Source organism: Maribacter vaceletii, from assembly GCF_003634105.1.
Lineage (GTDB): Bacteria > Bacteroidota > Bacteroidia > Flavobacteriales > Flavobacteriaceae > Maribacter_B > Maribacter_B vaceletii.
Genome location: NZ_RBIQ01000009.1, coordinates 13,403 through 27,583, shown reverse-complemented (window position 1 = coordinate 27,583; position 14,181 = coordinate 13,403). Strand labels below are relative to the sequence as shown.

Annotated in this window: 11 protein-coding genes; 8 read left to right on the top strand and 3 right to left on the bottom strand. The window is 32.4% G+C overall.

Annotation, left to right across the window (positions count from 1 at the left end):
* The first annotated feature begins 14 nt into the window (after positions 1-14).
* The gene (locus tag CLV91_RS11100; RefSeq protein WP_121067939.1) at positions 15-1,739 is read left to right on the top strand and encodes a RagB/SusD family nutrient uptake outer membrane protein; all 1,725 of its coding nucleotides are present in this window, start codon (positions 15-17) and stop codon (positions 1,737-1,739) included.
* Between the two features lie 15 nt (positions 1,740-1,754).
* A complete protein-coding gene (locus CLV91_RS11095) occupies positions 1,755-3,422 on the top strand; it encodes a SwmB domain-containing protein (protein ID WP_147406416.1) in 1,668 nt (555 codons plus the stop codon).
* 85 nt (positions 3,423-3,507) lie between these two features.
* On the opposite strand, the gene CLV91_RS11090 is transcribed toward CLV91_RS11095, so the two are convergent.
* Positions 3,508-4,095 (bottom strand): porin family protein, encoded by a 588-nt coding sequence (locus tag CLV91_RS11090; RefSeq protein ID WP_121067935.1) that lies wholly within the window; start codon positions 4,093-4,095, stop codon positions 3,508-3,510.
* A gap of 223 nt (positions 4,096-4,318) precedes the next feature.
* Here CLV91_RS11090 and tgt point away from each other — a divergent pair, with 223 nt between their 5' ends.
* From tgt to CLV91_RS11060, 6 genes are all read left to right on the top strand, one after another.
* Positions 4,319-5,449 carry a tRNA guanosine(34) transglycosylase Tgt gene (tgt, locus tag CLV91_RS11085; RefSeq protein WP_121068605.1) on the top strand — a complete coding sequence of 377 codons (1,131 nt, stop codon included), beginning with the start codon at positions 4,319-4,321 and terminating at the stop codon, positions 5,447-5,449.
* A complete protein-coding gene (locus tag CLV91_RS11080) occupies positions 5,450-6,532 on the top strand; it encodes an LptF/LptG family permease (protein ID WP_121067933.1) in 1,083 nt (360 codons plus the stop codon). It abuts the gene before it with no gap.
* Entirely contained in the window at positions 6,519-7,403 is an 885-nt protein-coding gene (locus CLV91_RS11075; protein WP_121067931.1) for a DMT family transporter, read from the top strand. The genes CLV91_RS11080 and CLV91_RS11075 overlap by 14 nt, the downstream gene beginning before the upstream one ends.
* 63 nt (positions 7,404-7,466) lie before the next feature.
* A complete protein-coding gene (locus CLV91_RS11070; protein WP_121067929.1) occupies positions 7,467-8,420 on the top strand; it encodes an acetyl-CoA carboxylase carboxyltransferase subunit alpha in 954 nt (317 codons plus the stop codon).
* Between the two features lie 167 nt (positions 8,421-8,587).
* The gene (gene dnaB, locus CLV91_RS11065) at positions 8,588-10,132 is read left to right on the top strand and encodes a replicative DNA helicase (RefSeq protein WP_121067927.1); all 1,545 of its coding nucleotides are present in this window, start codon (positions 8,588-8,590) and stop codon (positions 10,130-10,132) included.
* 91 nt (positions 10,133-10,223) lie between these two features.
* Positions 10,224-11,486: an asparagine synthetase B gene (locus CLV91_RS11060; protein ID WP_121067925.1), complete on the top strand. Its 1,263-nt coding sequence runs from the start codon at positions 10,224-10,226 to the stop codon at positions 11,484-11,486.
* Here the strand turns inward: CLV91_RS11060 and CLV91_RS11055 are convergent.
* Together CLV91_RS11055 and CLV91_RS11050 are read right to left on the bottom strand one after the other, a co-directional pair.
* Positions 11,483-13,678: a PepSY domain-containing protein gene (locus CLV91_RS11055; RefSeq protein WP_121067923.1), complete on the bottom strand. Its 2,196-nt coding sequence runs from the start codon at positions 13,676-13,678 to the stop codon at positions 11,483-11,485. The genes CLV91_RS11060 and CLV91_RS11055 overlap by 4 nt on opposite strands.
* 4 nt (positions 13,679-13,682) lie before the next feature.
* Entirely contained in the window at positions 13,683-14,180 is a 498-nt protein-coding gene (locus CLV91_RS11050; RefSeq protein ID WP_121067921.1) for a DUF2271 domain-containing protein, read from the bottom strand.
* Between the last annotated feature and the right edge of the window lies 1 nt (position 14,181).

Genomic DNA, 14,181 nt, shown 5'->3' with positions numbered 1-14,181 from the left:
TAAAAAACGTAAACATGAAAAAAAATATATTACAAATTATTAGTATGATTGTTTTGCTTGTTTCTATTCAATCATGTTCTGATTCTTTAGAGGAAACTAACCCTAATAGCGTTTCTACAGATGTTTATTGGTCTACCCTAACAGAATCTAATGATAACCTTACTTCTGTGTACGGGGCAATGTTAAATCATTTTATTTGGTTTTTTGATGTAGATGCTTTTACTAGCGATATGGCATTCCCATCAGATAGAAGAAACCCAAGAGGAAGTTATACCCCTTTTTACCAACAAAGGTTTTCTAATACCAATAAAGAACTTACACAAAGATGGGATGCTTTATATCAAGTAGTATTTAGAGCAAACCAAGTTATAGATGGTTTAAATGGTATGAATGCCGATTTAAAAAGTCAACCAGAATGGACAGAACAAATGGCGCAAGCACGTTACTTTAGAGGACTAGCACATTTTTATCTTCATTCTACATATAACGAGGGAAAAATAATTATTAGAGATTTTATTCCAGCAAGTTCAGAAGAATTTTCTATAGCAACTTCTAGTTCAGAAGATGTTATGGTATTCTTTAGAGAAGATTTAAAATATGCTTATGATAATTTACCAGCTTCTTGGGAACAAAAAACAAGAGTTTCTGCTGGTAATGCAGCGTTTAATCTTGGAAAAAGCTATTTGTACTCTAGTGAATATGATAAGGCTATTCCATATTTAAAAGATGTTATAGAAAATTCTGAGTATGGTTATAGATTATTAGATGGGGAAGATGTTAATCTCTTATTTACGCAAGCAGGAGATTATAATGACGAATCTATTTTTGAGCTAAACTATTCTGACAAGCAACAAACAGAAGAAAGCCAGTGGGATGAAGAAAGTTTTAATAATAGATGGGGAAGATATTTTGGTCCACAATCTGGAAAAATTGGAGGAGGAAACTCTTGGGTAATACCTTCTGCATGGCTTACGAACGAATATTTAAATGAAACTTTAGATGCTACGGATGCCAGAAATTTTGTAAACGATGGTTCTGGAGGGTTAAAATTACGTAGTGTATCCTTAAGATGTTCTCAGTTAATAGCTGTGGTAAATGATGAAGATAAAGAATATTATTTACAGCCTAAAGCAAATTCTTTTTATGGTTTTGGAAATACTAAATTTTCGAACTTCAAAAAATATTCTAACCATGACATTAGTACTTCAGAGGCATTAGTATTAGGTATTAACTGGAAATCTGGTAAAAATGTGATTGTAGATAGAATTGCGGATGCGTATTTAATGCTAGCAGAGTGTATTCTTCAAGATAGCGGAGATGTTAGTGCTGCTTTAAATTATATAAACCCAATACGTAAGAGATGGGGAATAGTACAATTAGAAGCAACAGATTATAATGCAACTACTCTAATGGAACATATTATGCATAAGGAAAGACCATTAGAATTGGCGGTAGAGGGTTACAGTACACGTAATATAGATTTAAGAAGATGGGGGATAACTAAATCTCGTTTAGAAGAGTTAGCTGCTCAAGATTGGAACTTAATAGAGTATGTGTCTCTTGATGGCAAAAAATTTCCTAAAAGTTTAATTCAGCCAGGAATAAGCCCTGATACTTCGGATAATACAATTACAATTAAGGAATACGTAGATGCTGCGAATAATTATCAAGATAATTTGCATGCTTATTGGGAATTACCGTTAAGTGAGGTTCTTAATAACCAACAATCGTCTAATTAATATAAAAATGATAAAATGAAAAAAATAATAACCATTTCAATAGTCTTGTTGAGTTTAGTATTCGCAACAAGTTGTGAGGAAGAAGATTACGAAGCTCCTTATGGAGATTTCTCTAGCTTTTCATGGTACTCTAGTAATGAATTTGATGAAAGCGAAAAAGTGCTAAATATTAATGATTACATTTCTTATGTAGATTTATCTAGAAATGCCGTAAGTCATAAATGGACAATACCGGCCTCTGCAAAATTTTTAAATAAAGAATTTACACCTAACGATTCTATTTATGAATCATTTATTCTTAACAACGCAAATACTTCAGAGGAAAATGGAATAAATGTTCTTTTTCAAAAGTCAGGGCTACAAGAGGTTAAATTGTATAATACCTATAAAGATTCTGTTGCAGAATCTGTGAAAAGTGGAGATGTATGGGTTGTAGATAAAACTTTTGTGGTAGATGTTTATGCCGATTTAAATCCAGAATGTAAAATTCTTCATAATGGTGTAGAAGTATTACGTTTAAATGCATCAGATATGCCAACTAAAGATAATCAATCTTCTTGGCCGGTATACGCTATAGAAGCGGGAGATGAATTGCAGTATATAGATTTATCTACTATTGGAAGACCAACTGGTGTTCAGTTTTATGTAAAAGGTGGTGCTCCAGAAAAAGGAGGTGCAGATACTCTTGCTGTAAAGTATAATAAATTAGGAGATTTTACAGCTTGGATGGAGTCTTTACGTTCTGGTGATACTGTTCCTAAAAAAACAATTTCTAAATTAATTCCTTTAAACATAAAAGTAATTCCTTCTACTAAACCTTTTGTATTTAATGGAGACTTTATTAATCGTGTTAGTGAAACAGTGTTATCTTTTCCTGTAACTGGAGAAGTAGCATCTGTTTTAGGGCAAGCAGATAATTTTACGGTTCATGTAACTAATGCAGATGCCGGATATGATCAAGATATTGCTGTGCAATCTGTAGTAATAAATGCTGATGATGCCACAATAATAGAGCTTACTTTAGCGGAACGAGTATATAATTCAGATGAAGTTGAGGTTTCTTTTACAGGAGGAAACATAACGTCTGTAGATGAGAGAATTTTAGAAAATTTTGGGCCAGTAGAATTAAAATCTGATTTTGTTGGAGTTATGGATGCAGAGTTTTCAGGATATGAAAAACCTTATGTGTCTGGAAACTTATATAAACTAGCAAATACTTCTGGTCATTTTGCACAACATAATGGAAATTCAGTAGCAGGACCATTATATTATTGGAGAGATGAAACTTTTATGAAAGATGGAAATAGTTCTATGAAATTTGAAACTCCAGCAACAGGTATTCCAAATTTAGCTAGATTACAAGGAGCAGGTTTTGGAGCGTTACCAGCTATTCCAGTAGGATCTTATAAACCATCTGTTTGGGTGTATTTAGAGCCTGGAAATACGATGACTTCAATAGAATATAATTTTACAACTATTCCAGAAACCTTTATTTTTGATTTATCAGGAATAACAAGAGGTACCTGGGTTAAAATAACTCTTCCTACTGTTGTAGTTGCTGATGAAATAAGTGGTGGTAGATTAGATGTTAATGTTAAAAATACAGGCCAAGAAGATGCTATAGTGCAAAAACTTTGGTTAGATAATTTTGATATGTTAGAAGTAGAAGTAAGGCAACCATAATCTTATTATAGAACTCTTACTAACTAATAAAACGCCTGTTATAATATTATAACAGGCGTTTTATTTATATTTTAATAAGGTATAATTATAATTTAATAGATAGATTTAAAATAATTTGATCTGGCCTAACATCTATTCTGCTAGCTTCTAAACTAGTAATATTTGTATTAATAAAACTAGCTTCGTTATTACTTAAGCCTCTTTCATAGCGTACATCTATGCCTAGTTTTCCTAAATTTACTCCAGCTCCAATATGTAAACCTACAGAAAAATCATTTTCTACATCATTTATGGTAACACCATCAAAATCAGTATCTAATATATATTGAAAAGCTGGCCCTGCAAAAACATGTAATGGGCCAATTATTTTAGCACCAACAAGAACAGGAGCATCTAACTTACTCATGTTAAACTTATCCCCATCATAATCAGACTTTGTCCTAGTATATAATAATTCTGGTCTTAGATAAAAGCGTTCACCAACTTTACCATAAATACCAATATGGTATCCTATATTTCTATCCGGATTTTCTGCAGCATTAGAGGCAGATTCAAAATAATCGCCATTAGCACTATAATTAAGTCCGCCAGTTATACCAAAACCGGCTTCTTTTTGAGAAAATGCAGAAATGCTAAACAAAACACATACTGCTACTAAAAGAATTCTTTTCATAATTTCATTTTTTATAATTCAACAGCAGCAATAATGATACCATTGTTATTTTTCGTCTCTACTAGCAGAACGTAGGGCATTGTTCTTTATTGTCAAAATAAAAAGGAGCTAAACTATTTAACATTTTAAAATAACAGATTAACTGCCCTAGATTTAATCTTTATCCTTTTCTTAAGTTTTTTATGCGTTTTAGTTGATTATATTTGTGTTCTTAAATAAAGATTTGAAATTTACATTACATCATACCGATCCTCTAAGTAAAGCTAGAGCAGGAACAATGGTTACCGATCACGGTACTATAGAAACTCCAATATTTATGCCTGTAGGTACAGTAGCATCTGTAAAAGGAGTGCATCAGAAAGAATTAAGAGAAGAAATTAAACCAGACATAATTCTAGGGAATACCTATCATTTATTCCTAAGACCTAAAACGCCAATTTTGCATAAGGCAGGAGGCTTACACAAGTTTATGGGCTGGGATGGTAATATCTTAACCGATAGTGGTGGTTACCAAGTATACTCTCTTTCATCTAACAGAAAAATAAAAGAAGAAGGGGTTAAATTTAAATCGCATATAGACGGTTCTTACCATATGTTTACTCCAGAAAATGTAATGGAAATACAAAGGACCATTGGTGCAGATATTATTATGGCTTTTGATGAGTGCACACCGTATCCATGTGATTATAAATATGCTAAGAGATCTATGCATATGACACATAGATGGCTAGATCGCTGTATAACACATTTAGATAAAACACCTTTTGTGTATGATTATTCACAAACTTTTTTCCCAATTGTTCAAGGGTCTACTTATAAAGATTTACGTAGACAATCAGCAGAATATATAGCTAATGCCGGAGCAGAAGGTAATGCCATTGGAGGTCTTTCTGTAGGAGAACCGGCAGAAGAAATGTATGGTATGACCGAGGTAGTTTGTGAAGTACTTCCAGAAGACAAACCAAGATATTTAATGGGTGTAGGAACCCCTATAAATATTTTAGAAAATATTGCATTAGGTATAGATATGTTCGATTGTGTTATGCCAACACGTAATGCAAGAAACGGAATGTTATTTACTTCTCATGGTACCATTAACATTAAAAATAAAAAATGGGAAGACGATTTTTCTATGCTAGATCCAGAAGGAACTACGTTTGTAGATAAAGAGTACACCAAAGCATATTTAAGACATTTATTTGCTGCTAATGAGTATTTAGGAAAACAAATAGCAACCATACACAATTTAGGTTTTTATATGTGGCTTGTTAGAGAAGCTAGAAAACATATTTTAGCGGGAGATTTTAGAGTCTGGAAAGACGCTATGGTGAAACAAATGGATAAAAGATTATAAATGCTTACCATACTAGATAGATATATTTTAAAAAGATATTTAGCAACTTTCTCTGTAATGTTGCTACTTTTTATTCCTATTGGTATCATGGTTAATTTTGCAGAGCAGAATGGCAAAATGTCTGCTAATAATGCTCCTGTAAATGAAATACTTATATATTATATGCATTTTACAGTATATATAGGTAGTTTATTGTTTCCTATATTTTTATTTCTATCTGTTATTTATTTTACCTCTAAACTTGCTAATGATACAGAAATTGTAGCAATTCTTAGTTCTGGTGTTTCCTATAATAGGTTCTTAAGACCTTATATTATTGGAGCAACTTTAGTTGCTATTCTTATGTTTGTTATGGGAATGTTTTTAGTGCCTAAAGCAAGTGTGGGTTTTAATGAATTTAAGTATAAATACTTAAAAAAAGGAAAGCAAGATCGTGTAACAAATAATATATATAATCAGCTTAATGAAACCGACTTTATTTATATAAGTAGCTTTGAACCCGCAAGGCAAAATGGAAAGAATTTTACTTTTGAGCGTTTTGATGAAGAGAATAATTTAAAATTTAAAATAGCAGCAAGTAATATTAGGTGGGTAGAAAAAGATAGCTTGTATAGACTTACATCTTATAGGAAAAGAACTATTGTAGGAGATTCTGCAATCTTAGAAAGTAAAAGAAGGTTAGATACTTTGTTTACTTTTAAAATAGATGATTTAACCCCAGTTTCCTATGTAGCAGAAACAAAAAATTTATTCCAGCTTAATAAATTTATAGACGAGCAAAAAAGAAAAGGTGCTTCTAATATTAACACCTATATTTTAGTAAAATATAAACGTTGGGCACTGCCTTTAACAGCATTTATATTAACCATAATTGCAGTTGCAGTATCTTCTGTGAAGAGAAGAGGTGGTATGGGAGTAAATCTTGCTTTTGGTATTCTCGTAGCTTTTGTATTTGTGTTTTTTGATAAAGTATTTGGTACCCTAGCAGAACAATCTGGTTTTTCGCCATTGCTAGCAGTAATTATACCTAACGTACTCTTTAGTGCGCTTGCATTTTATTTATTGCAAAATGCAAAACGATAAATTAAAAAATTTAGTCCATCTACACTTTATAGTTTTTGTATGGGGTTTTACCGCAATTTTAGGGAAACTAATAACTATAGATGCATTACCACTTGTTTGGTATAGAATGGGAATAGCATTTGTCTTAATTATCTTATATGTATTAGTAAAGAAAATTAAGATTAAAATATCTAAAAAGACTCTCATAACAATGGTTCTAGGGGGAATAGTAGTAGCGCTTCATTGGGTAACTTTCTTTATGGCTATAAAAGTTTCTAATGTTTCCATTGCATTAGCTACACTGTCTATTGGTGCTTTTTTTACAGCTATATTAGAACCAATATGTTTTAAAAGAAAAATAGTAGTGTATGAACTACTTTTTGGGCTCCTAGTAATTTTTGGTCTTTATTTTATTTTTAGAGTAGATACCTCTTATTTATATGGAATGATTTTGGCAGCCATTTCCGCTTTTTTAGCAGCAACTTTTTCCATAATTAATGGAAAACTCGTTCAAAAAGAAAAGCCATCTATAATAGCAATGGTAGAACTTGGTACTGGTGTTGTATTTTTATCTATATATTTTCTTTGTACAAATACGTTTACGGCAGATTTTTTTAAAATAACAGTAAAAGACTGGTTTTTCTTATTTATATTATCCTCTATATGTACTGCCTATGCATTTATTGCAGCAGTAAAAGTGATGCGTTTTTTAACACCATATACTGTTATGCTTACCACAAATTTAGAACCAGTGTATGGTATATTAATGGCATTGTTATTATTAGGAGAAAGTAAAGAGATAAATTCTATGTTTTATGTAGGCGCGCTGATTATACTTACTACTGTAGTTGCTAACGGAATTCTTAAAAATAGAAGTAAATTAAAGAAGTAGTAAAGCAATCGTTACCATTAAAGCTTTATATTTGTTCTCTAAACTAACAAAAATTACTTTTTTATGGAGTATTTGGATTTTGAACTTCCAATTAAAGAACTAGAAGAGCAGTTAACCAAGTGTGTTATTATTGGAGAAGAGAGTGATGTTGATGTAACACAAACTTGTAAAAAAATTGAAAAAAAGCTTTTAGAGACTCGTAAAGAAATTTACAAAAACCTAACTTCTTGGCAACGAGTACAGTTATCAAGACACCCTAATAGACCGTATACACTAGATTATATTAACGCTTTATGCGGAGATACTTTCTTAGAACTACATGGAGATAGAAATGTTGCAGACGATAAAGCCATGATTGGTGGTTTAGGAAAAATAAATGACCAAAGTTTTATGTTCATTGGCCAACAAAAAGGATACAATACCAAGACAAGACAGTATCGTAACTTTGGGATGGCAAACCCTGAGGGGTATCGTAAAGCATTACGTTTAATGAAATCTGCAGAGAAATTTAATGTACCAGTTGTATGTTTTATAGATACTCCAGGAGCTTATGCAGGAATAGAAGCAGAAGAACGTGGACAAGGAGAAGCAATAGCACGTAATATCTTAGAAATGACAAGACTTAAAGTCCCAATCATTGTAGTTATTATTGGAGAAGGAGCTTCAGGTGGTGCATTAGGAATAGGAGTAGGAGACTCTGTTTTAATGTTAGAGAATACTTGGTATTCTGTAATTTCACCAGAATCTTGTTCTTCTATTTTATGGAGAAGCTGGGAGTTTAAAGAACAAGCTGCTGATGCTTTAAAGCTTACCGCTCCAGATATGAAGAAAATGAAGATTGTAGACGAAATAGTTAAAGAACCTATTGGTGGAGCACATTCCGATAGAGAAAATACTTTTGAAGCTGTAAAGTCTAAAATATTTGAACATTTTCAAGAATTAGAAAAGTTATCACCAAAAGATTTAGTAAATAAACGTATGGACAAATATGCAAATATGGGTGTTTTTAATGGCTAGCCGCATATTTTAAATACTTTCTTATAATCCGGAAAAATAAAATTCCGGATTTTTTTTGTTATCAACATAAATTTGTAACTTATTAACAGTTAATTGTTAGTGAAATGTGAATATCGTAAGCGTAGAAATTCATGTTAACTAAAGGTTAATTGCATACTTTCGTACTCATGGAAAAACCGAACCCAGTTATTGGTCGTAAGATAGATAAATCTACCCTTATTAGTTTAGAAAAAGGGAAGATACCGCCTCAAGCAGTTGATTTAGAGGAGGTTGTGATTGGTGCGATGATGATTGATAAAAAAGGGGTGGATGAGGTTATAGATATTTTACATCCAGATGTTTTTTATAAAGATGCGCATAAGTACATTTTTGAAGCAATTTTTAAATTGTTTGAAACATCAGAACCAATAGATTTATTAACGGTTTCTACACAATTAAAAAAAGATGGTAAGTTAGAGAGTGTTGGAGGCGATTTTTACCTTATAAAACTTACGCAAAAAATAGCTTCTTCTGCGCATATAGAGTTTCATGCACGTATAATTCTACAAAAATTTATACAACGTAGTTTAATAAAAATATCAGGAGAAATTATAGAATCTGCTTATGACGAATCTACCGATGTGTTTGATTTATTAGACACGGCAGAATCTAAATTATACGATGTTACACAAGGAAACCTTAAGCGTTCTGCAGAAACCGCACAGAATTTAGTTATTCAAGCTAAAAAGCGTATTGAAGAAATTGCAGGAAAAGAGGGGATGAGTGGTGTTGCATCTGGTTTTGATAAGCTAGATAAGTTAACTTCTGGTTGGCAACCAAGTGATTTAATTATTGTTGCGGCTCGTCCTGGTATGGGAAAAACGGCACTAACATTATCTATGGCAAGGAATATTGCTGTAGAATCCAAAACTGCAGTAGCATTCTTTTCCTTGGAGATGTCTTCGGTACAACTTATTACCAGATTAATTTCTTCGGAAACAGGATTATCTTCAGAAAAATTAAGAACCGGTAAATTAGAAAAACACGAGTGGGAACAGTTAAATGTAAAGGTTAAGTCTTTAGAAGCCGCCCCTTTGTTTATTGATGATACACCTTCATTATCTATTTTTGACCTTAGAGCAAAATGTCGTAGACTTGCTTCCCAACATGATATTAAAATGATTATGATAGATTATCTGCAGTTAATGACAGCTGGTGGTAGTCAAAAAGGAGGAAACAGGGAACAAGAAATATCTACAATTTCTAGAAACTTAAAAGCATTAGCAAAGGAACTTAATGTTCCTGTTATAGCATTATCACAGTTATCTCGAGCTGTAGAAACCCGTGGTGGTAGTAAACGTCCAGTACTTTCAGATTTAAGGGAATCTGGTGCCATTGAACAAGATGCCGATATTGTATCTTTTATTTATAGACCAGAATATTATAAGATTGATGAGTGGGATGATGAAGAACAAAGCCCTACCGCTGGCCAAGCTGAGTTTATTGTTGCCAAACACAGAAACGGTGGTTTAGAAAATATACGACTTAAATTTATTGGTAACCAAGGTAAGTTTGATAATTTAGATGATTTTGATTCTCCGTTTGAGTTTCAATCCAAAATGAATGAAGATGATGATAATCCTTTTATTACCAAAAACCTTCCTAATGCCAATGAAGCATTTGGTAGTTCTATGAATGATGGGACTCCAGAAGATAATGATGTTCCTTTTTAAAATCTCTAAATTTTAATATAAGGTTAGTTTCTATCCTTGTTTATACATTCCTTTTTAAGTTATCTTTGGGTATAGACTATATAAAGTGTATATGAAAAAGGTAGTATTGTTTTTGCTATTTGCAGCTTTTGTTTCCAAAGTAACAGCTTCTGTTATTTTAATTCCTATGGATGCAGAATTTCAAAAAAATCATCTTAAGGCATACGGAATTACGTATTGGGTTTTATCCAAACAGCAAAAAGTACAATGGTTGTTAAACTACAGAGGAGGCTCTTTTTTATTGCCAGATGGAGAAACAATACGTAAAGAATGTCAAATAAGAGGCGTGTCTTTTGAGATTTTATCTGATAGTGAAGCAAACGGAATTTTAGATGATATAAGTAGCCCTTCTAAAAATCAAGAATCTGTAATTCTAGAAAAAGCTCCCAAAATAGCAGTATACTCTCCTAAAGGAAAACAACCTTGGGATGATGCCGTAACCATGGTATTAACCTATGCAGAAATACCGTATGTTACTATTTATGATGAAGAGGTGCTAGAAGATAAATTGGCTCTTTACGATTGGTTACACTTACATCATGAAGATTTTACGGGGCAATATGGTAAATTTTATGGGTCTTACCGAGCAGCACCTTGGTATATACAACAAAAAAAAGATGCAGAAACCTTAGCCACTAAACTTGGTTATAGTAAAGTGTCTGAAGCAAAAAGAGCGGTAGCTTTAAAAATAAGAAACTATGTAATTGGAGGAGGATTTATGTTTGCAATGTGCTCTGCAACGGATAGTTTTGATATTGCATTAGCAGCACACGGATTAGATATTTGTGAGCCAATGTTTGATGGAGACCCTTCGGAAGCTAATTACCAGAGTAAATTAGATTATACTAAATCTTTTGCTTTTACAGATTATGTTTTAGAAAGAAACCCATTACAGTATGAGTTTTCTTCGATAGATATGACTAGTAAAAGAAGAAAAATTCAAAAAGAAACCGATTATTTTTCTTTAATGGATTTTTCGGCTAAATGGGATCCAATACCAACCATGCTTTGTCAAAATCATACTTCTTTGGTTAAAGGTTTTATGGGGCAAACAACTGCATTTAATAGAGAGCAAATTAAACCAACAGTACTAGTTTTGGGAGAAAATAAAATTAATAACGAAGCTCGTTATATTCATGGTATAAAAGGAAAAGGCTTTTTTACTTTTTATGGAGGTCATGACCCGGAGGATTATCAACATAGGGTAGGAGACCCTAAAACAGAATTAGAATTACACCCAACTTCTCCTGGATATAGACTAATTCTAAATAATATATTATTTCCTGCCGCAAGAAAAAAAAAGCAAAAAACTTAATAGCAGTCCATTTTAATTTGCTTTCTATTTTGGTAGTAACTAAGGTCTTTTTCAAGATGATCTATACAAAGTTGTTGTAGCTCTTTTATAACTTCTTTTTGCATGGCAATAGAACCACAAATCATAATACAACCTTTATCATTTAAGGTTTCTAAAAATAACTTTTCATCCTTTTTAATTAAGTGTTGTACATAATTTTTTTTGGTTTGATTACGAGAATAAGCTGTTTTAAAGTTAGTTAGTTTTCCAAATTCTAAAGCTCTGTTAATATGTTCTTTATAGAGATTAAAAGAATTTGTTGTTCTTGCTCCCCAATATAGATGTATTTCTTTCTTTTTAGTGTTCTCATCTATCATACCCAGGAAAGGCCCAATACCAGTTCCTGTAGCTATTAGAATGGTTTTTTTTGCATTTTTTGGGAAGTGAAAGTTTCTATTTTGTACTACAGTAGCGGTTAGTTCTTCTTTCTCTTTAAGTTGATGCAAATAGTTAGAGCAAAGCCCGTATTCATGTCTTCGGATGCTAATAACCAAGGTGTCTGAATTTAATTTTCCAATTGAATATAAACGTTCATGAGCACCTTTTGCAGGAATAATAGATAGTAAATCTCCGGAAACAGGTTTGGCTCCGTTTAAGTCTTTTAAGCTTAAAAGAAAAGTGTCATCCTCAGAAATTTCTACTTTTTTTAAAATTTTAAAAGTAGAGGCAGGCTGTGATTTTGTAGGTAGTGTTGGCTTTTCTAGATGTAATGTTAATCCAGCCTGTTTTGACCAAGCGTTGGTCCAATTGGCAAAAGATTCAAAAGATTGGTCATTTACCGTAAATACTTTTTGGTATTCGGTACTTTTTTCTAAGGTGTTTAGTGCCTTTTGCGTTTCATATGCAAACTGACAAAAATTAGGGTAAGCGGTAGAGCCAAAACCTATAACACTAAATTTAAAAGCTTTTTGTTGTGGGTGTTTTTTAAGCAAATGCATAAATTTTTCTGCCGAAGCAGGAGCTTCTCCTTGTCCGTAAGTAGCCGTAATAACTATCAAATGTTCCATTTTTTGAAAATAAGAATATTGATTCATCAATCCCAAATAGCTTTTCTTACCAACAGCTATTAATTGTTTATGTAACTCCTGGGCAAATTGTAGTGTAGTGCCGCCTTCTGTACCAACTAAAATTAGATGGTCGCTATCTTTCTTTTTGTATTTGTTTTTTATTTTTGTTTTTGGTCTTTTAAAATAAATGATAAATCCAGTTACGGTTAAAAAAGGAATAGCTAAACTTCCAAGGCCAAGTATTATAGACCAAATAATGCTTCCATCACCAGTGTGGAGAACGGTTGCCCAAGAAGACATCACTTGTATAATAGGATAGTTTTCTTCCGCAAGAATTTCACCAGTTACTTGATTTAAATAAATTTCTTTGTCTTTTAGTCGGATGATATAATAATCTTCTACAAACTCAGAAAAAGGATATTCTAAGGTGCGAAGTTCAGATAAGGCTGTCTTTTTAAAAATAGGAAATGCTGTAAATTCTTGTTGTGGTTCATCATGAATAGTATTAAAATCTACTTGTAAAGAAACCTGAGTATCAGGAATAATATTAAAACGAAGTAAAGAAAGATACACGCCAGTAAGAGCTATAATCAACAATGGAATTAGAGATAGTCTAGCATAAATAACATGATGGTATTGCGAAAAGTTCTCCCGAACCACAGAGGCAAAAAAATGTTTATAGCCACCTTGTCTTTTTGCAATTAGTATAATTCCTGAAATACTAATTAGAATAAGTAAAAAGGACGCCATCCCAATAAGAAAGCGTCCTGTAGATTTCAAAAATAGAGACCGATGCAGGTTTGTAGCAAACTGAAAAAGAGGTTTTTTCTGAATTAAATTCCCCAGTTTTTCACCAGTAAAAGGGTCAACATAAAATGTTTCATTCTTCCCACCTACAATAGCCGTTATACTTACAAAACCATTACGGTCTCGAGATATAGCTAATACCTCTTCATATGTTTTGTTTAATGTTTTAATAGTCTCTGCCAGTGAAAGCTCATCTGCTCCAGAAACACTGTAAGGTGCAACCTTTTTTGTTATAGGCTCTACAGATAAAATTATACCTGTTATGGAGGCAATTAAAAGAAAAATAGATGAGATAATTGCAAATAGTAAATGACTATACCTCCAAACCGAAATGACCATAAAACTATCTATTTGGTACCATTCTTATGTAACGAATGTATCCTGTACCACCTACTTTATTTTTAATGGTAGCAGTGTTTAATTCAATTTCTGCATCTTGGGGGTAATATTCTTGGTTCTCAACAGCAGACTCAAAACGGATTTTATACCCCGCATTAATCTGTTCTGAATTAAAACCTAAAGAAATGATATTTCGTTCTCCGTTACCAATAGTTGCTCCAGAAATGGCATCTAGATTCTCTTTAGCATTATCACTAAATATCCACCATTTTTTTAAATCTGGAAACCACTCTTTGTCATCTCCTTGCACGTACAATGTTTTTTCATACATTCCTTCTGGATTTATTAAGGATACCACTACATATGCTTTTTCCCCTGTATAATTCATCATTTGAATCATACATTTATAACTTACCTCTGCTTTTTCTTCGAATGCCGAAAAAACAAAAAGGGCTGCAATTAAAATAATTGCGCTTGCTGTTTTTAGTACTATATTTTTCATG